The sequence below is a fragment of the Nocardia sp. CA-120079 genome (assembly GCF_050955745.1).
Classification (GTDB): Bacteria; Actinomycetota; Actinomycetes; order Mycobacteriales; family Mycobacteriaceae; genus Nocardia.
Genome location: NZ_CP192088.1, coordinates 4,755,436 through 4,778,802 on the forward strand (window position 1 = coordinate 4,755,436; position 23,367 = coordinate 4,778,802).

Genomic DNA, 23,367 nt, shown 5'->3' on the forward strand with positions numbered 1-23,367 from the left:
GTGGATGCGTCCGGCCAGTGGAACGTATGTGCGGACACATCATTCGAGCAGGACGTATCGCAGTCGACGACGGTCCGTGTCGTCGAATTCCAAGCCTTCGGATAGGAATCGGTCGAAGCTGCCGTACCGCTTCGATGCTTCTTCGAAGGCGGCGTCGATATAGCTCGGATGTTGGCGCAGCAGTTCCCGGATCGGCTGCGGGTCTGCGATGACGCCTGATTCGGTGGAGCGGGTCAGCCAGGCCTCGTAGGTGGGCCAGACATAGTCGTTGGTGGCCAGATAGTCGGCGGTGACCTCGTCACGCGGTACGCCAAGGGCGGTCAATACGATCGCGGTCATCCAGCCGGTGCGGTCCTTGCCCGCGCTGCAATGGAACAGAGATGCGCCGCCGCTGCTTTCGGAAATGAGGCGCAGCGCTCGTCCGAAGGCCGCACGGTATTCGGGATCGTTCACGAACTGTCGGTTGATTTCGCGCATCAGTTCGGCCGCGCGTCCACCGCCCAAATCCTCGTCCGCGGTGGTCTCGCCGCGAATGGCCTTCAGCGTCTGACCGAGGTTACCGCCTGCGATCGGCAGCGCGATCGCTGTGGCGCCATCCGGCAGTCGATCCGGCCCCGCGTGCTCGATCTCTTCGGCGCTACGGAAGTCGATGGCCGTACGCAGCCCGAGTTCTGCGAGCGTGGCGACGTCACCGTCGGTGAGCTTGTGCAGTCCGTCACCGCGCAACAGTCTGCCGCGGGCAGTGCGGCGGCCGTCGGCAGTGCGGAAGCCGCCCAAGTCGCGAACGTTAATTGCACCTTGAAGGTCGATGAGGCCCATCGGGCCACCGTAACGGCGGCCCAGGTTGCGGCCGGTCCGAGTGACCGCTTGGCGAAACACGGTATTTCGCGGGTGGCGCTCGTGGTCGGCGTCGCTGCGATCAGTCGGCAAGTCTCGCGATGATCCGTCGGGTGGGGCGCCCATGCGTGCACGGCGTTCACGACAGTGGTGATCGATCGCTGTAAGGCATCGAAATCCGCCTGTGTGGATTCCTTTGTGCTGGTGACGTTCTCGCACACACCCGGTACTGTGCCGAGGAATTCGGCGCAGGTACTCGCTGCGATCGTCGATCCGACCAAGTTCAGGTCGTTGCCGACGATCGTGATGGTCACCAGGCGGCATCAGCGGTGACGGCGTCGATCTGAACGGGTGCGACCGCGCCGCCAGAGGAGGTGTGCTGCGGTGTATCGAGGAATTGGACGTTGTCGCCCCGCCGCAGGTCACGTCCACCAGGTCCAGTCCGATGGCGGCGGCGACCTGGTGCGGGTAGTTGCGCTCCGAGCGCGAACAGCACGGGTGTCGTGCAGGCCGGGGCCGGACGCGTACGAACTGCCCAGCGCCACGTAGCGCGCACCCGCGGGAATCGTCTGCGCGGAAGCATTTCCGGTGCACAGGGCAAGCACGGTGGCGAGTGCCGTGTCCCTGCGCAGCCAGCACCTGCCCGGCGAATATCCCGACAGGTGCCGGCCACAGTGATCAATTCAGATCATCGCACGCAATGGCCCCTGCGGGTCGACGCCCATGCTGGTGAGAGCGGTCGAATGATACTGGGAACCCGGCGTGTGGATGGCGTGCTGCAGGCCCACGTGGGCGTCGCGCCAGAAGCGCTGCATGGCATTCTGCCTCCGCACCGCATTGCCGCCCGAGCGCGCGAAGATTTCATCGACGGCCGCCACGGCGCGCCACGCGCTGCGAACCTGGTTGCGGCGCACCAACGAGCGGTCCTCGAAGGTGATCGGTTTGCCCGCGTCGGCCAGATCGTAGAGTCGGCTGATGCCGTCGAGCAGTTGGGTGCGCGAGGCTGCGATTTCCGACGCCGCCTCCGAAATGGCGTACAGGACATAGGGATCGTCCTTGATGCGAGTGCCCATGGCGCTCACCCGCTCGCGCTGATAGTCCAAGTGCGCCGCGAGCGCGCCTTCGGCGATGCCGATCACCGCGGACGTGATGCCGAGGGGGAACATCGTCCAGAATGGCAATCGGTACACGGTATCCGTTCGGCCCGCTCGTTCTGCCGTCAGTTCGCCCTCCGCGACCTGATCCGCCTCGATGGTGCGGTAGGACGGAATGAAGGCGCCGTCGACGATGACGTCCTTGCTGCCGGTGCCGGACAGTCCGATCACGTCCCAGGAGTCGTCGACGATCGTGTAGTCCTTGCGCGGCAATACGACATGCAGCACCTTCGACGGCTGCACGGGCTTACCGTCTGCGTCGCCGACCAACGCGCCGAGAAAGATCCAGTCGCAGTGATCGGTGCCGGAGGAGAAGTTCCAGTGGCCCGTCAAGATGTAGCCGCCGTCCGCCGGTGTCGCGACACCCTGTGGCGCATAGGGCGAGGCGATCCAAGTGTCGGGATTCTCGCCCCACACCTCGTTCTGCAGCCTGCGGTCCATGAGCGCCATCTCCCACGGGTGCACGCCGCCGACGCCGCACACCCAGCCCGTCGAACCGCAGTGCTGTGCGACCGCCATGACCGCCTCGGCGAAATCGCGCGGGTGCGCGGCGTAGCCACCGAATTCGGTGGGCTGGAGCAGTCGCATGACGCCCGCCTGTCGGATCAGCTTCACGCTCTCGTCCGAGAGCTTGCCCAGACGTTCGGTCTCCTCGGCGGTCGTCGCCAACCGCTCGGCGACCTCCTCGACGCGGCGAACAACCTCGTGCGACATCAACGCACCTCCAACTGCTGACAGGGACTCCACCCGCTGGTGGGGGACATCGGCGACGCTATCGGGAACAGCGTTGCGCGCCAGGGGGAGTGTCCAGTGGTCGGAACGGTAGTGTGCGATCACGTCCGGTGCCGCATCGGCTGTGTGGCTGCGCGCAGCAGTTCGTCGGAGATTGCCCGGGCCGCCCGCCTGACCAGCGGTGCTACTCGATTCAGGGCCGTCTGCGTGTTCGCGGCCACCGAGATGGCGCCGATCGGGCCATCGGGGTTGCGTAGAGCGACGGCCACGCAGCCCACCGTGGCGATGTACTCGCCGAATTCGTATGCGGGGCTGCCGTTTCGGCTGCGGCCGAGTTCACGATGCAACTGGTCGAGCGTGCCGACGCTCTGCGACGTGTACTGTTTCACGCCCGACCCATATGCGACATCGATCCGCTCTGGAGCCATGCAGGCCAGCATGGCCTTGCCCAACGCAGTGCAGTGCGCCGGCGCCCGGCCGCCCACGCGGGAAGTCACCCCAGTGGCGTGCGGTCCGGCGACCTTGTCCAGGTAGTGGATCTCCGTACCATCGAGAATCGCCAGGTGCCCAACGAGTTTGGTATGAACCGCGAGCTCGTGCAGGATAGGGGCGGCCGCACTACGCAGCGAGCCGTACCCCAGCTCGTGCCCACCGAGCGCGAGAGAACGCTGACCGAGCCGGTACCCGGCGGGGGTCCGAAACAGCCAGTGCAGCCGAGTCAGGTGTTCCAGGATCCGATAGGACGTCGACCGAGGCAGACCGGTCTCGCTTGCCACCTGCTCCAAAGTCCGCACGGTGTCCGGGCGCTCGAACTGGTCCATGATCAAAGTGACGCGTTCAAGCAAAGCCGGTGGCGGTCTCCGCCGCTCGGCAGCGAAACCGGAACCCTTGTCCAACATCGAGGTCATGACACCACCTTCGAGAAACCGACGCGACTGTCGCTTCGACGCTAGGAGCCGGAAGCTGGTCGAGCGGCGGGTGTTCCAGCCGATGGAAGGCTTCCGTCGGTCACATCCGGACAGCGCGAATGGATTCGCCCGACCCGCCGCCGCCTGATTGCGAGTCGAAGGTCCGGCCGCGCGGCCGAGTCGGTCAGTTCGGTTCCCGATTCGGTGGAGGTGCTCGAGTGCGGGCTCGCCCCAGTGCGCAGAGTTTGTGGAGCGTGGAAGGCTGGCAGTTGTCGGATGGATGCACGGTCGAGTAATCCGATTGGTTATCTCCGTCGTGGGCAGGGGATTTCACTCAGCGAAACATCCGGCGTGGGAGACCAGGCGCAGTTTCGCTGACCGGCTGTTTCGCTGACCGGAATATCCGGACTTGGGGCGGCTATCCGCATGCCTACGATCTGCGCTCCGGCGTATTCGTGCCGGCGAGAAGGGAGCACGCTCGGTGTCCGAATCAACAACGAAGAGCTGGGTCGACAGCGCCGTCGAATGGGACGTCGACTGCGATGTCCTCGTGGTGGGTTCCGGCGGCGGGGCGCTGACCGGCGCGTACACCGCCGCCCGAGAGGGTTTGCGGGTGATCGTGGTGGAGGCCACCGGTCATGTGGGCGGGACAACGGCGTATTCCGGTGGTGGCATGTGGTTTCCGTGCAATCCGGTACTGCGGCGAGCGGGCGACGATGACACCATCGAGGACGCGCTGGCCTACTTCCGCGCGGTGGTCGGCGATCGGACGCCCGCCGAACTGCAGGACGCGTTCGTCACCGGTGGCGCTCCGCTGGTGGAATACCTCGAATCCGATCGGGCTTTCGAATTCCAGGTGCTCCCCTGGCCGGACTATTTCGGAATGGCACCCCATGCGCGCGCCGGTGGGCGGCACATCGTGCCGTCGCCGATGCCTGCCGAACGTCTGGGGGAGCAGCGCGACATTCTGCGTCCGCCATTGGCCACTGACCGAGGCGGCTTGGAGCCGCCGACGGAACTCGGCGGCGGTCAGGCATTGATCGGCCGCCTGCTGCTGGCACTACAACAGTTTCCGCACGCGGAAATGCGGGTCAAAACGGTGTGCCGGGAACTGATCCGACTCAACGGTAGAGCGGTAGGGGCAGTGGTTGCGACCCCGCAGGGGCTGCGCCGCATCCGTGCCAAACGCGGAATCCTTATCGCAGCAGGAGGATTCGAGCGCAATGATGCGATGCGCAAGGCGCATGGGGTTCCCGGGTCGGAGCGCGACTCCATGTCACCGCCCGGAAACTGCGGTGCCGCAATCGAAGCCGCCATGGCAATCGGCGCCGATGTCGATCTGATGAACGAGGCGTGGTGGTCGCCCGGCCTGACCCACCCGGATGGCACCTCCACCTTTTCGCTGTGGTTCACCGGCGGCATCTTCGTCAATGACGAAGGGGCGCGATTCACCGACGAATCCGCTCCCTACGACCGCTCTGGTCGGGATGTGCTCGGGGAGTTGGAAGCAGGCCGAATCACCTTGCCTTACTGGCTGGTCTACGACAACCGCACCGGTGGGCAGCCGCCGTTGCTGTTCGCGGGTGTGCCGTTGGCGGATCGGCAGGAGTACGTCGACGCGGGGTTGTGGCTTTCCGCTGACACGCTGGAGGAGTTGGCAGAGCGGATCGGGGTACCGGTCGCAGCGTTATCTGCGACCGTCGACCGGTTCAACGGTTTCGCCGAGGCCGGTTCCGACGACGATTTTCACCGTGGCGGTGAGGCTTTCGATAACTCTGTCCCGGGCAGCCCGAGTCCGATTGTTCCGATCACACAACCCCCGTTTCACGCGGCGGCCTTCGGCATCTCCGATCTGGGCACCAAGGGCGGTCTGCGCACCGACGCCCGCGCCCGGGTCCTAGATGCGAACGGCACGGTGATTCCCGGTCTCTACGCGGCGGGCAATTCCATGGCCGCTGTGAGCGGGACGGTCTACCCGGGCGGCGGTAATCCCATTGGTGCGGCTATGGTTTTCGCGCACCTTGCGGCCCGTGACATGAAATCGGACGAATCTTGACGATCGAGGGTCGGCGGCAACCGCGGTCGTCGCCGACTCTCGTGCATCACAGGTCGTGACCGCGCCTCACATGTGCGAGCCGCCGTCGATCCGGACCTCGGTGCCGGTGACGAAGTACGCGTCGGCTGATCCGAGCATGGCGACCACCGCGGCCACCGCATCGGGCTTGGCGAAGATCGCGCCATTATCCAGCGGCAGCATCGGAGCGGTCTTGCCGAACAGTGCGAAGTCGGTATCGGCGGGCAGTCCGGGACCGATGCTCTGCTTTGCCTCGCCGCTGCCGTCGGTCATGCCGGACGAGATCGAGCCGGGCTGAACCGAATTGAACCGGATGCCAGCCTTGCTGAACTCCATGGCCAGCGCATGCGTCATGGCCTGGATACCACCCTTGGAGGCGGCGTACGCGGACATATACGGATGCGCGAAGCCCGCGGAGGTCGAGCTGAAATTCACCACCGCCGGGCCGTTGCCCTTCCTCAACGCGGGAATCGCTTCGCGTGTGACGAGGAAGGTGCCGATCAGGTTGATCCGGATTACCTGCTCGAAGTCGGCAAGGCTGGCCTGCTCGAAGTGACCTGATCGCAGGATTCCCGCGGCATTCACGAGTGTGTCGAGGCCGCCGAGCGCTCGAATTGCCTCGGCCACAGCCGATTGTACCGACCCTTCGTCGGCGACATCGATCACGACGGTGGTAAGGCGCTCGGCGCGGACGCCTGCCTTGTCGATGGTGTCCTTCAGCCCGGACTCGCTGATGTCGGCGGCGGCAACCCGGCCGCCCTCCTCCAGAATGCGCAGCACGGTTGCCTGGCCAATACCGGAACCCGCTCCGGTGACCAGGGCTCGGCGGTCCGCGTAACGCTGCAGTGCGGTCATAGTGGTGAAGCTCCTTTGCTTTGGGGAAGTCGGCCTTGCGGAGGTCTTACGGTGTGAGGATGCCGAGGTAGCGTCCTGCGCGGCGCACGATTGTTCGGTGAGCGGAACTCTGCCTGCGCGTAGGTCAACAGGTCCTTCGACTGGCCCGGCGGCCGTTGTGCCGTTTGTCCATTTCGTTGATGTCCCGGAAAAGGCGAAAACGTTCGCAAAAGCAATGTTTCGCTGAGTGAAATCGTTGGATAGCCGCCTTCTCTCACTGTGACATGGTTCACGCGTTTCTTATCTGTTGAAGATCCCGAAAGGGGTTGGCATGTCCACAACTCCCACCGTCGATTCAGCCGGGGTGCCCGACATCCCGGACTCGCCGGATGTCACCGGTCGGCTCGATGGCGCATCCCGGGCACGGCTGTTCTCACTGCTGGCAATCATCGTGCTGTTCAGTGAGATCGCGCCGATTCAGTACACGATGGTCGCCGCTGCTCTGCAGAAGATCGCACCCTCCTTTCCCCAGGCGGGGGCGAACATCACTTGGGCGATGATCGTTTTCGGCCTCATCGGGGCGTCCGCGTCGCCGCTGATCGGCAAGATGAGCGATGTGTGGGGGAAGAAGCGGATGTTCGTCGCGTGCGGCGTGCTGTTCGCGGTCGGCTGTCTGGTCAGTGCGGTCACCAGTAGCTGGGCGCTGTTCCTGGTGGGTCGCTGCCTGCAATCCTTTGCCATTGCGAGTGTGATCGTGGCGTACGGCCTCATCCGGGACCTGATGCCGCGCAAGTACGTGACGATCGGGCTCGGTGTGACCTCCACTGGATTCGGGTTCTCGGCCGCTCTCGCACCGCTGCTGGCGGGCTGGCTGGTCGACAATTACAGCTGGCGCGCGATGTTCTGGTTCCTGTTCGCGTTCACCGTGGTCATGCTGCCACTTGTGCTCGTGTTCGTGCCGGAGTCGAAACTCCGTGTGCGCGAACGGATCGACTTCGTCGGCGCGACGCTGATCTCGGGCGGTGCGGCGCTCGTGCTGATCTACGTGGACAAAGGTCAAGATTGGGGCTGGGGCAAACCGGCCACACTGGCTTGGTTGATCGGTGGGCTCGCACTGGTGCTGGCCTTCGTGGTGGTGGAACGAGGGGCGTCCGCCCCGATCATGGACATGCGACTGCTGCTGCACCCGCGGGTCAGCCTCGTGATTCTGGTGGCATTGCTGGCGTCCTGCATTATCGGCGTCCAGGGCTATGCCATCGCTTATATGGTGCAGACGCCGAGCCAGGACGTCATCCAGGGCGGCGTGCTCGCGGGCACTCTGGCGAAGGTGGCGCAACTGACCGGAATGCAGCTGCCACCTGAGGCGGTTCAGGTGAGCCTGGACCCTGGCTACACCTACGGCAACGGGTTCAGCCTGCTCGATTTCGCCGTGCGCATCGCACTGCTGCAGGGTCTGCTCACCATGGTGTTCGGCATCGTCGGCGGCATCGTCGCGCGCAAGTTCGGGGCACGACTCCCGCTACTGGTGGCAGTCGCGGTTTTCGCGGTCGTCGCCATCGCGCAGGCTCTCGCACCACACACCTGGAACGTCTTCCTGTTCACCAACGCGGTCTTCGGCCTGGCCCTGGGCCTCTACTATGCGGCGGCGCCGAACCTCATTGTCGAGGCTGTCCCGCAGGAACAGCAGGGCATCAGCGTCGGCATGCTGGGCGTCACGCAGAGCATGGGTGTGGCCATCGGTGTCGCGGTCGTCACCGCCTTCGTCAACGCGCACCCGTTGCAGGCCAGCGTCACTGTCGCGGGACAGCCTCCCCAAACCAGCCTCATTCCACAGGTATTCGGTGACCGCGGCTACGAGCTGGGGTTCTGGTTCGGCGCCGTGACCGTCATCGCCGCGCTCATCCTCACACTTGTCATGCGGCACGGCCGGACACCGGCGACGGGTGGTGCGGTGCACTGATCGCGCGAGGCGACAGCCTGCGGCAAGTCGAGGCCCCGTGCCGTTTTCGAGTGACGAACAGCCACTCGAGAGCGGGCGGGGCCTTGATTGTTTCAGTGATTGAAACAATGATTGAAGAACTGATTGACGTGTGGTTAGCTGCGTTCATGGCAGAGAAGCTTTCGACGGGTACGCGCGTTCGTTTGCTCGCGGCGGCCGAACGGTTGTTGCTGACCGAGCGCTACGACGACGTATCGGTGCGGGCGATCTGCGCGGAGGCCGGGGCGAATCCGGCTGCGGTGCACTATCACTTCGGGTCCAAGGATGCTCTGGTCGCGGCGCTGCTCGAGGACCGGCTGGGGCCGCTGTGGGCTGACCGGCTTTCCGCAGTGACCGCCGGACGCGTTCCGGTGGCCGATGTGGTGGACGCGGTGCTCGAACCCTTCGTTGCCTTGGTCGATGACCCGGTGGGCCGCTTGCATTTACGGCTGCTGGCGCAGTTCGTGCTCGGCCGGCACCCGGCGCTGTGGAGCCAGCGATGGTTCCAGATGACGTCCTGGGTTGGGTTGCTGCCGGAGCTGAGCGAGGGCGACAGTCGCCGTCGCTGGGAACTTGCTTTCGATCTGATCATCATGCGCTTCGGTGGTGCCGGGGCACAGGAGCGGGAGATGTCGCGGGCGGCGGTCGCCGCGCTGCGGGAGTTCGTGGTGGCCGGTTTGACCGCCCCGTCGAAAGAGAAGAAATGACGAACACGGAGATGAACACAGTCTTCGCACCGGCCAAGCTCGGCCCGGTGACGTTGCGCAACAGGGTGATCAAAGCGGCGACGTTCGAGGGCCGCACCCCTGAGGCGCTGGTGACCGATGAGCTGATCGCCTTTCACCGCGAAGTCGCGGCGGGTGGTGTCGGTATGACCACCGTCGCCTATTGCGCGGTCGCACCCGGCGGCCGCACCGACCGGCATCAGATCTGGATGCGCCCGGAGGCTGTCGCGGGTCTGCGGCGGCTCACCGATGCCGTGCACGCCGAAGGCGCGGCGGCCAGCGCACAGATCGGGCATGCGGGTCCGGTGGCCAATGCGGCCTCCAACCGTTACCCGGCCCTCGCACCGAGCGCGATGTTCAGTCCGCTGGGCATGAAGCCGATGAAGGTGCCCACCGAGCATGAGATCGGGGAACTGGTCGCCGCGCATGCCAATGCGGCGGGCTTGGCCGCGGAGTCCGGATTCGACGCGGTCGAAATCCATTTCGGCCATAACTATCTGACGAGTGCGTTTCTGAGTCCGCGGCTCAACCGACGCAAGGACCGCTACGGTGGTTGCGCCGAGAACCGGGCGCGGCTGGCACGCGAAATCGCCTTGGCGGTCAAGGAAGCCGTGGGCGATCGGCTGGCGGTGACGGCGAAGCTGAATATGGAGGACGGCGTTCGCGGCGGGTTGACGGTCCCGGAGTCAGTGCAGGTGGCGGCTTGGCTGGAAGCCGACGGCGCGCTGGATGCTCTGGAATTGACGGCGGGCAGTTCCCTGCTGAATCCGATGCTGCTGTTCCATGGTGACGCGCCCCGTCGGTCGTTCGCGAAAGTGCTTCCGGTACCGGCTCGTTGGGGTTTCCGTGTCGCGGGCCGCGCGTTCCTGAAGGAGTATCCGTATCAGGAGGCGTACCTATTGGAGCGGGCCCGCCACTTTCGGCGTGAGCTTTCCATGCCGCTGATCCTGCTGGGCGGCATCACCAATCTGGACACTATGCGGCTGGCCATGACCGAAGGCTTCGACTTCGTTGCCATGGGCCGGGCCCTGCTGCGCGAGCCGAATCTGTTGCACCGCATCCAATCCGAGGCCTCCACCCGGTCGGCGTGCATCCACTGCAATGAGTGCATGCCCACCATCTACACCGGAACCGAATGCCTTTACCGGCTCGGCAGCCCGGTCATCGCCGACACGCTGCCGGTGGTCACCACCGATTCCGGGGCACGGGCGTGAGCGGGCGGGTAACGGACAAGGTGACGCTCGTCAGCGGCGGCTCGCGCGGAATGGGGACGACGCATGCGCGAGCCCTGCTGCAGAACGGTGCTCGGGTGAGCACGTTTCGGTGGTGGCCTGATCGTGGGCGTCCCGCACAAGACGTTCGGATGACTCAGCGCTCGAATTACCGGTAACCGCGACGGAGGTAATGGATTATGACGGGACGGTTGGCCGGACGGGTCGCCCTGATCAGTGGCGGGGCGTCGGGTATGGGCGCTGCCCATGCGCGAGCCTTCGCCGAGGAAGGCGCGTCGGTGGTGATCGGCGATATCGCCGACGAGGCCGGGGCCCGGCTGGCGGACGAACTCGGCGATCGGGTTGCCTATGTTCATCTCGACGTCACGCGGTCCGAGGATTGGGATACTGCGGTCGCGGAGGCGACGCGGCGGTTCGGCGAGCTGAACGTGCTGGTGAACAACGCTGGCGTCCTGGATGGTGGTCCGCTGGGCGCCTACACCGAGAAGCAGTGGCAGCAGGTGCTGTCGGTCAATTTGACCGGCCCGTTCCTCGGCCTGACCGCGGCACGTGATGCCCTGGTCACGGCCCGGCCGTCGTCGGTGGTGAATATTTCCTCGGCCGCCGGAATACAGGGCGTGGCCGGTATGCACGCCTACACCGCGTCCAAGTTCGGCGTACGCGGGCTCACGAAATCCGCTGCCCTGGAACTGGCTCCGCACGGTGTGCGCGTCAACTCCGTCCACCCAGGCGGCATCCTCACCCCGATGATCGGCGCGATGGCCGGTGATGCCACCGTGGATCGGGACGCGAACACGCTGGCTCGTTTGGGGCTGCCCGAAGAGGTGACCAGTGTCGTTGTCTTTCTGGCCAGTACGGAATCCAGCTATTGCAATGGCGGCGAGTACGTCGTGGACGGCGGCATGACGGCAGGCTCCACCTTCGGCTGAATCGGACGGACTGTTCCGTTGGTCGGAAGTCTCCGGTGCGCGGTAACGCGCCGGGGCTAGCTTGTTGGCACGTGCGGCGCTGTGGCGAATTCGGCGTCCGGACAGGAGGTTTCCCATGTTCTCCGAACGGGCGTTCTTCTCGTTCGTCGACCTCGCAGAGGCGAGTCTGCATCGTGAGTACAACGAGTGGCACCAGTTTGATCATCGGCCGGAGAACCTGCTATTGCCCGGAGTGGCGTGGGGCGACCGCTGGGCGCGTCCGGCCGAGTACACCCCACTCGGGGAATCCTGTCCGGACCTGTCTGGGACCGACTATGTCGCGATGTACTGGTTCCGACCACCCTACGAGCAGAGCATCGCCGAATGGCGGAAATTGGGCGAGGATTCGTTCCAATGGGGACGCGGGCCGCTGATTCCCGGTGTACGTCGGCCGTTCACCGCATTCTTCACCCCGGTGAAAGGATATGCGGCAGAGCGCGTTACGGTTTCCGCAGATGCGTTGCCCTTCCGCCCGAATCGTGGCTTGCACATCATGGTGAGCCGGCTCGCGGAGCCGCACGGACCTCGGACACATGAGCAGTACAGCTGGTACGACCGGGTGCGCCTGCCCGCCATGGTGAACTGTCCGGGTGTGGCAGGCGCATGGACCTTCGCACTGCACTCGCCACGCAAGCATCCTGCGCCGCCGCTGGATGGCATGGCCGAGTATCCGCCCAACTCGGTGCGGATCCGGCTGCTGTACCTGGACGCGGATCCGGCGGAGGTCACCCATGAACTGGCCGATCGCGAAAAGGAGTGGGATGCCTCCGGATTCGGGCCACCGTGCCCGGATGCCGAGACGATACTGCTGACGGGGCCGCTGCGAACGATCGACCCTTGGGAGAGCTTGTGAAGGTGCGGATGGGCATCAGCACACCGGTGGTGCTGGATATTCCGGGACGCTCCGCCGAATGGGAGCGGGACGCCGGGATCGAGGAGATCGCCCGGATCGCGGAAGAGGGCGATCGACTGGGCTTCGATCATGTCACGTGCAGTGAGCACATCGCGGTCGCCGAAGACTCCGAGTCCGCCATGCTGAAGGGGGCGCGCGGGACCCGCTACTGGGATCCGCTGGCCACGCTGTCGTATCTGGCCGCTCGGACGACGTGGATCCGGTTGTGCACCAGTGTGCTGGTGCTGGGGTATCACCACCCGCTCGCCATTGCCAAGCGATACGGGACCTTGGACCGCATCAGTGGTGGCCGTGTGGTGCTCGGCGTCGGTGTCGGCACCGCGCGTGAAGAATTCGAACTGCTGGGTGCATCGTTCGCTGATCGCGGGCGACGCGCCGATGAGGCGATCCCGGCATTGCGTGCGGCCCTGGGCCGATCAGTGCCCGAGTTCGCCGGGCAGTACTACCGATTCGGCGGCTTGGTGGTCGATCCGCATGCCGTGCAGCGGCACATGCCCATCTGGGTCGGCGGTGTCAGCGATGCCGCACTGCGGCGAGCCACGACGCTCGGTGACGGCTGGCTGCCAGCTGCCGTCACGCCTGATCAGCTGCACGCACGGTTGAAGGAACGTGAGCCTGCCGCACCAGGTTTCGAAGTGGTGGTGGGAACCACGGAGACTCTCGCGCCGGACTCCGCGCCTGATCGTGCCGAACAGGTGATCGGCGAACTCGGCGCGGCGGGAGCCACCATCGTGCAGCCCCGACTGCGACATCGATCGCTCGAGCACTATCTCGAACAGCTGGACGCACTTTCACGCCTCAGCTGCTTCGCGTCCGCCTCAGGTGCCCACACGCAGTGAGGCCGCCGGGTGTCCCGCCACGCCGCGGCCGCCCGGTTCAAGTATCATCGCTTGCGAGCAGCGCTCGCGCCTCGGCGCTGCCGTTCAGGGGCCGCGTCACTCGCTGCACGATTCGCCAGCCCTCGGAAAACCGGCGCAGCCGGATGCGATGAGCACCGGCCCGCAGGATATGGAAACCGGCGGCGCTGTGTCGCACGAGAATCGACTCGCATACGGCCAGGGCTTCGTCCTCATCGACGGTGATGGTGGGCGGACCGAAGAAATGTGCGCTGCCACCGCCGATGAGTGCTCGATGACGGTCGGACTTGATCATTGCCCGCACCTCGTCACGGCTTCGCATATGCCAGCCTTCGACGTCGTATTCGCCGTTCTCGGACCATAATTCGGCCGCTCTGTCGGCGTCTCCAGCATCCGCGAGCGGACCATAGGAGGTGAGCAGCCGCATAACCGCGAGCTCGTCTTCGAGACGTTTCACACGTCGTTCCAGGCGAGCAAGTGCGTTATCCATGGAGTGCCTCGCCGTTCGGGGTCGCTGCTGCGGTGGAGTCGGCGGACGGGTCCAGATTCATCAAACGGGCCATGGCCCGATGCGCCCCCAGTACCACGTTCGCCCGGTCGAGATCGGCGCGCCTGGCGACTGATTCCGTATTGCCGCTGACGATCCATACCGGTCCATCGGCCAAGTGCGCGAGTCCTTCTCGCGCCACATCGGCAGGCTCGGACACGGTCAGACCAGGCGCGTCGAAGTTCAGCCCGACCCGCGCCATAGCCGGGGTGCGCGTGACACCCAAGACCAGTTCGAGGACGTGCACTCCGTAATCGCGCAACTCCAGCCACAGACCTTCGGTGAAGATCCGCAGAAAAGCCTTGGCGCCACCGTAGACGGTGTGACGCACCGATCCGGCATACTCCGACAACGATCCGACAATAACGATCCCACCGCGCCGCCGGATTCGCAGAGCCCCGCCGAAATGCTGCACGAGCCGCAATGTCGCGGTGATGTTGAGATCGATCACACGTTGGAATTCGAGCAGGTCACCATCGAGGAACTCCATGCTGTGAGTGTTGGCCCCGGCATTGCAGATGAGCAGCCCGACCTCGATATCGTCAGTGGCCCGGATGATCTCCGTAACGCCGTCGTCGATCAGATCGACAGCCAACGCGCGCACTTCTACGCCCAGCGTCCGGCACGTCGCGGCGGTCTCGGCCAAGGGACCGGGCTTGCGTGCCACCAACACCAGGTTGATCCCGGCCTCCGCAAGCTGCCGCGCGAACTCGGCGCCTACACCCTCCGAGCCACCGGCGATCACCGCCCACGGGCCGTACGTCGACAGATCGGGATTCGTTGCGGCCGCTGCAAGCTCAGTCATGATCGCCAGTGTGGTCTCGGGAACCTGTCGGGAAGGAACAGAGTTCCATTGTGCGGAAGCAGTTCTCACGCCTCGAGAATCGAAGCAACCGGGCGAGTGTCCAATCAGCGGAACGCTCGAAGAACTCTCCACTCCGGCGAACGTAACTTCGGAAAGCCCACGCAGAAGCGATCACTGTAGTCATCGGAGGAAGTCGTGAGCGGCCTCGCCGCGCTCCTGAGCTGATGCCAACAACCGTGATCCCACACCCGACGCAGGAGACATCGTTGCCCAGGAGACCATTACTCCCACCTCGAACCGCCAGTGACACGATCGTCGACCTGGTCGTAATCGGCTCCGGCACCGGTATGGCCGCCGCACTTGCAGCGCATGAGCTGGGCCTGGACACTCTGATCATCGAGAAGACCGACTACGTCGGCGGCTCCACAGCCCGATCTGGCGGAGCGTTCTGGATTCCGGCGAGTTCCTTGCTTATCGAGGAAGGTGCCGTCGACACGGCGGAACGCGCGCGCGAATACTTGCGTGCGGTTGTCGGTGGCAGTGCTCCTGACGAGCGTTGGGAGAGCTTTCAACAGCATGGCGATGAAACCGTTCGGATGCTGAAACGGACCACGCCCATGCGTTTCATGTGGAGTGAGGGCTATTCCGACTATCACCCGGAGCTCCCCGGCGGCGCCGCGTCAGGTCGGACCTGCGAATGCAGGCCGTTCGATGTTTCGATTCTCGGGTCGGAGCGCGCTCGGCTACGGCCGCCGGTTCTGGAATCGCCGGTGCCGATGCCGATTACCGGTGCGGATTACAAGTGGATGAACCTCATGGCACGAGTGCCCCGCCGCGGTATTCCGCTTATTGCGCGACGGGCGGCGAAAGGTATCGGGGGAAAGCTGATCGGCCGCGAGTACGTTGCTGGCGGACAAGCTCTCGCCGCCGGGATGTATGCCGGGGTACTGGCGGCGGGGATCCCGGTATGGACCCGAACCACGTTGCAGCAGTTGGTAACCGAGGACGACCGGGTGGTGGGGGTGGTGGTCGAGCAGGACGGCCGCGAGGTGACGGCACGGGCCAGACGGGGCGTGGTTCTCGCTGCGGGCGGATTCGACCACGACATCGCGATGCGCCACAAATTCCAGTCCGAAGCGCTCGAGGCGGGGTGGAGCCTGGGCAGCGACGGGAACACAGGTGACGCCATTCGGATCGGCCAAGATGTCGGTGCGGATATTGATTTGATGGACCAGGCATGGTGGTTCCCCGCTGTCGCACCGTTGCCTGGCGGAGCACCCATGGTCCTGCTGGCGGAACGTTCTCTGCCCGGTTCGTTCGTCGTCGATCAGAACGGCCGGCGGTTCGTCAATGAATCCACCGACTACATGAGCTTCGGACAGCGGATCCTTGAACGGGAACGCACCGGCGACGCAATCGAATCCATGTGGCTGGTCTTCGACCAGGAATACCGCAACAGTTACGTATTCGCGGGCGGCCTATTTCCCCGTATGCGGATACCGCAGAGCTGGTACGACGCTGGCATCGCCGTTAAAGCCGACTCGGCGGGCGATCTGGCACAGGGAATCGGTTTGCCCGCAGAGGAGTTCACCGCATCGCTCCATCGATTCAACGAACTCGCCGTTGCCGGAAATGATGACGATTTCGGCCGCGGCGGGACTGCCTACGACCGCTACTACGGAGACCCGACAGTCACGCCGAATCCCAACCTGCGCCCACTACGCGGCTGGCTCTATGCGGTGCGGATGGTGCTCAGCGACCTCGGGACATGCGGCGGCCTTCGAGCCGACGGCAACGGTCGCGCCCTGCGTCGCGATGGTGCGCCGATCGACGGCCTGTACGCGATCGGCAATAACGCGGCGAACGCATTCGGCGCCACATACCCGGGTGCTGGAGCCACCATTGGACAGGGGCTCGTCTACGGCACCATCGTGGCCCATCATGCTGCGGGGCTGAAGTCATAAGGGAACGGTCCCGTCTTCGTCGCTGAGCATCACATGACGGTATGCCGGAGGGCGTCCGAGCTGGGGCAGTTCAAGATTCGCGTGGCCGCAGTCGCGCCGGGCCCCATCGAGTCGCCCATGATGGACCCGCATCGAGACCGGCGCCGCTCCGGTCTTGGGTCCGGGGAGCATGAAGGAGGCACACACCGCGATGGCCGCTGACAAGCGCTATGGGACACCCAAGGAGGTCGCGGCCGGCTCCTCGCCAGCGACGACGCCAGCGATATGCACGGGACCAACCTGCGGCTGGACGGGGGGATGGCCGCGTTATTCTCCTGAGCTCAATGCCCACGTCTCAGGACGACTGCTAGATGCGGGTGGCCTGCCCCCACATCGAGCAAGCTCGTCGCACCCGAGACCCGAGACAAAGCGGTCTTCCGGGTGCCAGCACATCAACAAGGCCCTCTGGCGACGAACAAGGTCCTCCTCTGAACTGGCCCGGCCATCGCTGCCCGAAGCTTTCGTCGATCCCACTGCCCAGATCGGCATCCACGCGCACGAGAACCCTCTCGCTGCGGTGGCTGGCACCATCGTCGAAGCAGCGTGCCGGAACGGGCAGCTGCCCGATCGAGCCGTTCATCCCAACGCGAATCTGCAAGGCCAGCAACGTAAGTGCGATTCACTCGTACCCCAGCTCGCCGCCGAACTTGGGGTATCGACCCCCGCACATTGCTGCTCCGGGTCGGTCGCCATCGTTTGGTGGGCGGGCAGGAGGACATGATCGTCGATATCGCCTGGACTACCACTTTCAGCGGGTAGAGCCGCTACGGCATCGGTGCACCGAGGATCTGCGCCGTGCAGTGCGATGCCCGGGCACCGGCCGGAGATCACGTTCAGCCGGACGGCCAACACCGTCGTATCCGTTGTCGGCAGACCGGATCGAAGGTCGCTGACGAAGATTGCACGAACTGGCAACCGACCGTGCACTCCAGCGCAAGCGGTCCGCCGAGCCAAGCGCGACAGTTTCGAGCAGGAGGTTGAAATGGACAAAGGTGTCGTTATTCATATTCCCGTCGGGGGATCGGAATTGCACGCGTGGTGGTATCCCCCGGAGGGGGTGACCGGACGTGCGCCGTGTGTTGTGCTGGCGCACGGCTTTGGTGCCGTAAAGACCATGCGATTGTGGGCATACGCCAAGCGATTCGCGGCGGCCGGGATCGGCGCGCTTGTCTTCGACTATCGACATTTCGGAGAGTCGAGCGGTGAGCTGCGGAATCTGGTTGATCTGCGCAAGCAGTTCGCGGATTGGAATGCCGCGATCGCCGCTGCTCGTTCACTGCCCGAGGTGGACCCTGATCGTGTCGCTGTCTGGGGCAGCTCGATGTCAGGCGGCATGGTCGTGGTGGTGGCCGCGCATGATCCGAGGATCGCAGCCGTCGTCGCGCAGGCACCCTTCGCCGACGGGCGCGTCTCACTGGCGCATATGCCGTTTTCTCACTCGTTGTGGCTGTTCGCCGCAGGACTGCGGGACGCGGCCGGAGCTCTCGTCGGTGCCACTCCGTACAAGGTGCGGGCGGCTGGTCGGCCCGGGGACCGCCAAGCGGTGTTGGCCAGTGCTGATGCCTACGACGGCATGCTCCGCATGATCCCGGAGGGGGAGACCTTCGAGAACGAGGTGGCTGCACGAGTAGCGCTGCGGCTTGGATGGTTCCGGCCCATTAAGTTCGCGTCGCGGGTGCGTTGCCCCCTGCTGGTTCAAGTAATGGACCACGATGTCGTTACGCCGCCAGGACCCGCCGCAGCAATGGCAGCGACGGCGCCCCAAGGCAAACTACTCGGTTATTCCGGAGGGCATTTCGACCCATATGTCGGCGCCACTTTCGAGCAGGTGGTACCCGATCAGATCGCTTTCCTCGCCGATGCGTTGCAGTCAACCACCGGCGATGGCAACGGACCTCGTTAGAGGTTCTCCTGTTGATATCGGCGAACCACGTTCCTGCGGACCGCCCGACGACGCGGAAACCTGACGCTTTCGGCGGGTTCAATAGGTTTCGACGAGTTCGAATCTTGATTCGGGTATCCGTGCAGCTCACGGAGTGGCATTGAGAACTCTCGAGACACAAACCGCATGACCTGTCCGCTACGGCAGATTTCTGGTTCGAGTCCAGATCGGAGCTTCGGAAAAGCCTCCGACCAGCAGAGATGGTATTTGCGGTCGGAGGCTTTTCTGCTTTTCTGGTCGAGAAGGCCCTTGCTGGGTCCACGATCAGGTGTTTTCCCCCAGTTCGGAGCTGGACGTTTACATGCTGGTTTCTTCGAGGGTTGTCCGGTTGTCCACGTGTTGGTTGCGTGCGGTGACCAGGCGCAAGTCGCCGAGTTGACTGCTGCTTCTATTCCGTTGATGTAGTGGACGGCGGTTGTGGATCTGGGCATTAGGAAGCGAATTTCTCAGCTCGCGCGGTGTGCCAGAGTCGGCCGAAGTGGTTGGGGCTCCATCCTTTCCGTTTCGGGAGAGGCGGAGGAAGTTGTCTTCGGAGGGATGTCGTAGGCGAGGAGCTGGCGGGTTGGCTTGCGCGTCTTGTGAGGACAGGGCGAGTCGGCGGATGGTTGCCAGCGCCATCCGTTGCCGCTACCGCGGTATTCGAGTTTGCCGCGGATCCGCATGGCAGGGACTGGGCTGTCTAGCCAGCGCAATCCTGATGATGCTGGGGCAATTGCGAATGCTCGCCGATGCAGGGACCGGCGCATCGGTTGACGCGGCCATCGAACTCGCCATGCTCGGACTGGGCGTACCAGCCACTGATCGACCTCAGCGTCGGCGTTCGGTCGAGTTTCAGTATCTATTGCGAGGTCTGTGTCGCCGGGGACGCGTCACCCCGATGCGAGCCGCTCGAGCCGGAACCGTCGCCCGGACCTTCCTGCCGCCAGAGCACCTACAACGCCGGTGACCAGCGCTGATCTGTTGCCCTTCGCGACGGTCGATGATGCAGGGGTATCCGGTCTGGCAGACCGGATCGGCAGTTTCACACAGGAAAACAAGCCGCTCTTCATCCTATCGATCTGACTTCTCCGAATCTGGCGTCTGCGGTGGACCCAATGGGCGTCATCGTCGGAGCGGGGCGACCTTCCGATGTGGAGATGGTCCTGGTGAAGGGCCGGAGCATGAAGCACCAAGGGCGAGCTGCGCGGCTGGGTAGCGGAGCTGCACAGGCGTGCGCGCAGGACGCTGACGCGACTCCAATAGGTGAATCTGTATACAAGATTGATTCGCCCCTACTTGTCCGGGCCTGGTTATTCTTGCGCAGTCCGGCAGAGTTATGAGGTTGCGCTCAGGTAATGGCGGAGGAAGCTCGCATGAGACCTTGACCACACGTAGAGTTCTGTATACAGTTATGTCCTGTTATCAAGACAGATGAAGGTGAGTATTCGATGGCCGACGTAGGCACGCGGACCGACGGTTCTGAAGCCGGAGACATGCTGTGGGAACCGGACCTCCGGCGGCGTGACAGTGGCCTCGCCGACTACCTGGAATGGTTGGAGATCAACGGCGGGCTTCGATTCACCGGTTACCAGGATCTGTGGAAGTGGTCGACTCGGGATCTCGAGGGGTTCTGGCGTTCGATAGACAGCTTCGAAGGGGTGGGGCTGGCCGACGTGGATCGGCCGGTGCTGTCGGATGCGGCTATGCCGGGTGCGCGCTGGTTCCCCGGCGCAACCGTCAACTACGCCGATCAGATCTTTCGCCGCGCCGGCGCTGATGAAGATTCAGCGCTGATCTGTGTGGGTGAAGACGCCGGGCCGGTCCATATCTCCTGGGGTGAGCTCCGATTTCGCGTGGCCGCGCTGGCGCAGAGGTTGCGTTCGTGGGGTGTGGAAAAGGGTGATCGTGTGGTCGGATATCTGCCTAATGGCGCCGAGGCGGTAATCGGACTGATCGCATGCGCCAGCATCGGAGCGATCTGGTCGGTCTGCGCTCCCGAATTCGGCACCGGCGCCGTGATCTCGCGATTTCGGCAACTCGAGCCCAAGGTCTTGATTGCGAGCGTCGGCTACCGCAACAACGGCCGGATCTATGACCGCCGCGGTGAGCTCGCGAAGATTGTCGGCAGCCTGACAGAGCTGCGCCACTTCGTCTTGGTGGGCACTTTGGGCGTCGAGGTGGCGCCGGAGGTCGCCGTGCCGATCACGCCGTGGCGCGACGTTATCGCCGAGCAGGCTGAGTTGCACTGCATACCAGTCGAATTCGACCACCCGCTGTGGATTCTGTTCTCCTCGGGAACGACCGGCCTGCCCAAGGGCATCGTCCATGGTCACGGCGGCATCGTGCTCGAGCACCTGAAAGTTCTACGGCTGCACACCGATCTGCGACAGGGTGACCGATTCCTGCTGCTGGGCTCCACCAGTTGGATGGTGTGGAACCTGATGGTTTCAGGTCTGTTGGTCGGGGCGACCCTGGTCGTCGTCGACGGGAGCCCGGGCTATCCCGACTTGAATCGGATTTGGGAAATTGCCGCGCGGCACAAGGTTACGGCTCTGGGACTGGGGGCCGGCTTTGTCCAGGCATGTATGGGCGCCGATTTGCATCCGGGCGAGAAGTTCGACCTGTCGGCACTGCGTCATGTGATGGTCACCGGCTCGCCGCTGCCTCCAGCGGGATTCCAGTGGATACACGACAAGGTGGCACAGGTCTGGCTGGCGTCGTGCAGTGGTGGCACCGACATCTGCTCGGCATTCGTCGGAGGGGTTCCCACTCTCCCGGTGCGGGTCGGCCGAATTCAGGCGCCCTATCTGGGGGTTGCCGTTGCGGCCTGGGATGAGGACGGTGCCGAGATCGTCGGTCGTCCCGGCGAACTTGTCGTGACCAAGCCGATGCCGTCGATGCCGGTGGAGTTCTGGGGCGATACCGACGGAAGGCGCTACCGCGAAAGCTATTTCGACGCGTATCCGGGAGTGTGGCGGCATGGCGACTTCATCGAGTTCGACGTCGATGGAAGTTCGCAGATCCTTGGTCGCTCCGACTCGACGCTCAACCGGCGCGGCATCCGAATGGGTTCGGCCGAGATTTACGCGGCCGTCGAAGAACTTCCGGAGGTTGTCGAAGCACTCGTCGTGGGTGCTGAACTGGACGACCGCTACTACATGCCGCTGTTCGTAAAACTTGCACCAGGGGCTGATCCGGCAACGGCGCAGAGCCGCATCGTCGATGCGATCCGAACCGCGCTGTCTCCTCGACATGTTCCCGACGACATCGTGGTCATGCCAGGCATCCCGCACAGTCGTACTGGAAAGAAGCTCGAGGTCCCGGTCAAGCGCCTCATTCAGGGCGCGGCACTGGCCGACGTCGTCGATCCAGGAGCGGTCGATGCTCCGGAACTACTTGTTCGTTACCAGGAATTCGCTCGCCGAATCAGCACCCGCCTCGAGGTGCGCGCGGGATCGCGATCCCGCGCATCCGAATCTGAAAGGTAACCACAACAATGCGTTTACTCACTTTTGACGTCGGTACGGGCCCCCGTGCCGCGCTTCAGGAGAGTGCGGACGGCGTCCTGATAGATGTCGCCGCGGTGGCGCGACTAGCGGGAATCGATCAACTCAGTTCGCCATTCGGCTACGACGCGGGTGCGGTACTCGCTGCGGGCGAGGCGGCGTTGTCTCGCCTCAGCGAAGTCGCTTCCACCGAAATCGCTCGGCTGTCCGACCAGGGCGCCGTACATCGGCAGTCCGAGGTGCGGCTGCATGCCCCCGTGCTGAAGCCCGAGAAGTTCATCTGCGTCGGCTTGAACTATCACGATCATGCCGCCGAGGCGGGTAAGGAAATCCCGATCGAGCCAATGTTTTTCGGCAAGTTCGCTAATTCGCTCATCGGCCATGGAGCCACCATCGTGCCGCCGAGCATTACCGAGCAGGTCGATTACGAAGCCGAACTCGCGGTCGTTATCGGGAAGGCCGGCAAGAATATTCCCGAAGGCCGCGCACTGGAGCATGTTGCCGGTGTCATGTCGCTGAACGATGTCAGCGCGCGGGATCTGCAGTTGGCGAACCCGCTGTGGACCGGTGGAAAGGCGATCGACACCTTCGCCCCAGCCGGCCCGGCTCTGGTCCTGCTCGACGAGATCCCGGACGTGCAGGCACTGTCGGTGATAGGGCGGGTGAACAGCACCGTCGTGCAGAACGCGAGTACCGCGTCGATGATCTTCTCGGTTGCTGAGCTGATCGCCTACCTCTCTCGGATCATGACCCTGATTCCGGGGGACATCATCGCCACCGGAACTCCCGCGGGTGTCGCTCATGCCCATGGCCCGATGACGTTCCTGCGGGCCGGAGATGTCGTCGAGATCGAGATCGGTGGTGTCGGATTGCTGTCGAATCCTGTCGGCTCTGCCGAGGACACCACGAGCTACGGTCCGGCCGTCGCGGAGGCAGTGTCATGACCGCGACCGGTATCACACTGCAGGACAACGATATTCGTCAGATCAACGAGTTGATCATCGAGCATTCCTGGTTGCTCGACCACGGACGCTGGCACGACGCTGTCGAGCTTTACACCGACGATGCCCGGATGGAGATCGGCGGCAATGTGCTCGAGGGTCGATCGGCCCTGCTGACATGGGCGGATCGGCGTGCGACCGATAAGGGGCGACGCACCCACCACCAATGCACCAATGTTCGCCTTGTTCCGATAGCCGAAGGCACGGTCGAGGGCAGCGTAATGCTGGTCCTGCACGTCTCCATCGACGGTGCTCCTGCCACGGTCGAGTTCGTCGGTGAATATCGCGACCGATATCGCCGAAATCCTCAGGGACACTGGCGCTTCGAGCGTCGATCAGTGCTTTCCATATCAGATCCGACCTAACAGGTCA

Annotated in this window: 19 protein-coding genes; 13 read left to right on the forward strand and 6 right to left on the reverse strand. The window is 64.3% G+C overall.

What is annotated here, in order from left to right; translation table 11 throughout:
- Positions 1–39: 39 nt before the first annotated feature.
- The 3 genes from ACQPYR_RS21885 to ACQPYR_RS21895 form a co-directional block, all read right to left on the reverse strand.
- A complete protein-coding gene (locus tag ACQPYR_RS21885; RefSeq protein WP_433634919.1) occupies positions 40–1,161 on the reverse strand; it encodes a tyrosine-protein phosphatase in 1,122 nt (373 codons plus the stop codon).
- Between the two features lie 359 nt (positions 1,162–1,520).
- Positions 1,521–2,705, reverse strand: coding sequence for a hydroxylase (locus ACQPYR_RS21890; RefSeq protein WP_433634920.1), 1,185 nt, complete (start codon positions 2,703–2,705; stop codon positions 1,521–1,523).
- Between the two features lie 119 nt (positions 2,706–2,824).
- Entirely contained in the window at positions 2,825–3,631 is an 807-nt protein-coding gene (locus ACQPYR_RS21895; protein WP_433634921.1) for an IclR family transcriptional regulator, read from the reverse strand.
- Between the two features lie 481 nt (positions 3,632–4,112).
- On the opposite strand from ACQPYR_RS21895, the gene ACQPYR_RS21900 reads away from it, so the two are divergent.
- Positions 4,113–5,687 (forward strand): FAD-binding protein, encoded by a 1,575-nt coding sequence (locus ACQPYR_RS21900; protein WP_433634922.1) that lies wholly within the window; start codon positions 4,113–4,115, stop codon positions 5,685–5,687.
- A gap of 66 nt (positions 5,688–5,753) precedes the next feature.
- Here the strand turns inward: ACQPYR_RS21900 and ACQPYR_RS21905 are convergent, their stop codons facing one another.
- A complete protein-coding gene (locus tag ACQPYR_RS21905) occupies positions 5,754–6,560 on the reverse strand; it encodes an SDR family NAD(P)-dependent oxidoreductase (protein ID WP_433634923.1) in 807 nt (268 codons plus the stop codon).
- Positions 6,561–6,870: 310 nt separating this feature from the next.
- Between ACQPYR_RS21905 and ACQPYR_RS21910 the strand changes: the two genes are divergently transcribed.
- From ACQPYR_RS21910 to ACQPYR_RS21935, 6 genes are all read left to right on the forward strand, one after another.
- Entirely contained in the window at positions 6,871–8,499 is a 1,629-nt protein-coding gene (locus tag ACQPYR_RS21910) for an MFS transporter (protein WP_433634924.1), read from the forward strand.
- 146 nt (positions 8,500–8,645) lie between these two features.
- Positions 8,646–9,224 (forward strand): TetR family transcriptional regulator, encoded by a 579-nt coding sequence (locus ACQPYR_RS21915; protein ID WP_433635211.1) that lies wholly within the window; start codon positions 8,646–8,648, stop codon positions 9,222–9,224.
- A gap of 11 nt (positions 9,225–9,235) precedes the next feature.
- The gene (locus tag ACQPYR_RS21920; RefSeq protein ID WP_433635212.1) at positions 9,236–10,456 is read left to right on the forward strand and encodes an NADH:flavin oxidoreductase; all 1,221 of its coding nucleotides are present in this window, start codon (positions 9,236–9,238) and stop codon (positions 10,454–10,456) included.
- Positions 10,457–10,653: 197 nt separating this feature from the next.
- Complete coding sequence (locus tag ACQPYR_RS21925) at positions 10,654–11,403, forward strand: SDR family oxidoreductase (RefSeq protein ID WP_433634925.1); 750 nt, start codon at positions 10,654–10,656, stop codon at positions 11,401–11,403.
- 115 nt (positions 11,404–11,518) lie between these two features.
- Positions 11,519–12,295, forward strand: coding sequence for a hypothetical protein (locus ACQPYR_RS21930; RefSeq protein WP_433634926.1), 777 nt, complete (start codon positions 11,519–11,521; stop codon positions 12,293–12,295).
- Positions 12,296–12,303: 8 nt separating this feature from the next.
- Positions 12,304–13,194, forward strand: a complete 891-nt coding sequence (locus ACQPYR_RS21935; protein ID WP_433635213.1) for a TIGR03619 family F420-dependent LLM class oxidoreductase — start codon at positions 12,304–12,306, stop codon at positions 13,192–13,194.
- A gap of 37 nt (positions 13,195–13,231) precedes the next feature.
- Here the strand turns inward: ACQPYR_RS21935 and ACQPYR_RS21940 are convergent, their stop codons facing one another.
- Both ACQPYR_RS21940 and ACQPYR_RS21945 read right to left on the reverse strand, forming a co-directional pair.
- A complete protein-coding gene (locus tag ACQPYR_RS21940; protein WP_433634927.1) occupies positions 13,232–13,669 on the reverse strand; it encodes a nuclear transport factor 2 family protein in 438 nt (145 codons plus the stop codon).
- Positions 13,670–13,694: 25 nt separating this feature from the next.
- A complete protein-coding gene (locus ACQPYR_RS21945; protein WP_433634928.1) occupies positions 13,695–14,564 on the reverse strand; it encodes an SDR family NAD(P)-dependent oxidoreductase in 870 nt (289 codons plus the stop codon).
- 347 nt (positions 14,565–14,911) lie between these two features.
- On the opposite strand from ACQPYR_RS21945, the gene ACQPYR_RS21950 reads away from it, so the two are divergent.
- The 6 genes from ACQPYR_RS21950 to ACQPYR_RS21975 all read left to right on the forward strand — a co-directional run bounded on the left by ACQPYR_RS21950 (position 14,912) and on the right by ACQPYR_RS21975 (position 23,360).
- Positions 14,912–16,528 (forward strand): 3-ketosteroid-delta-1-dehydrogenase, encoded by a 1,617-nt coding sequence (locus tag ACQPYR_RS21950; RefSeq protein ID WP_433635214.1) that lies wholly within the window; start codon positions 14,912–14,914, stop codon positions 16,526–16,528.
- 651 nt (positions 16,529–17,179) lie between these two features.
- On the forward strand, positions 17,180–17,326 hold the full coding sequence (locus ACQPYR_RS21955; protein ID WP_433634929.1) for a hypothetical protein: 147 nt from the start codon (positions 17,180–17,182) through the stop codon (positions 17,324–17,326).
- A 223-nt stretch (positions 17,327–17,549) separates the two neighbouring features.
- On the forward strand, positions 17,550–18,470 hold the full coding sequence (locus ACQPYR_RS21960; protein ID WP_433634930.1) for an alpha/beta hydrolase: 921 nt from the start codon (positions 17,550–17,552) through the stop codon (positions 18,468–18,470).
- 1,466 nt (positions 18,471–19,936) lie between these two features.
- The gene (locus ACQPYR_RS21965) at positions 19,937–21,976 is read left to right on the forward strand and encodes an acetoacetate--CoA ligase (RefSeq protein ID WP_433634931.1); all 2,040 of its coding nucleotides are present in this window, start codon (positions 19,937–19,939) and stop codon (positions 21,974–21,976) included.
- Positions 21,977–21,984: 8 nt separating this feature from the next.
- Entirely contained in the window at positions 21,985–22,938 is a 954-nt protein-coding gene (locus ACQPYR_RS21970; protein ID WP_433634932.1) for a fumarylacetoacetate hydrolase family protein, read from the forward strand.
- A complete protein-coding gene (locus tag ACQPYR_RS21975; RefSeq protein ID WP_433634933.1) occupies positions 22,935–23,360 on the forward strand; it encodes a nuclear transport factor 2 family protein in 426 nt (141 codons plus the stop codon). Before ACQPYR_RS21970 ends, ACQPYR_RS21975 begins: the two co-directional genes overlap by 4 nt.
- Positions 23,361–23,367 lie beyond the last annotated feature (7 nt).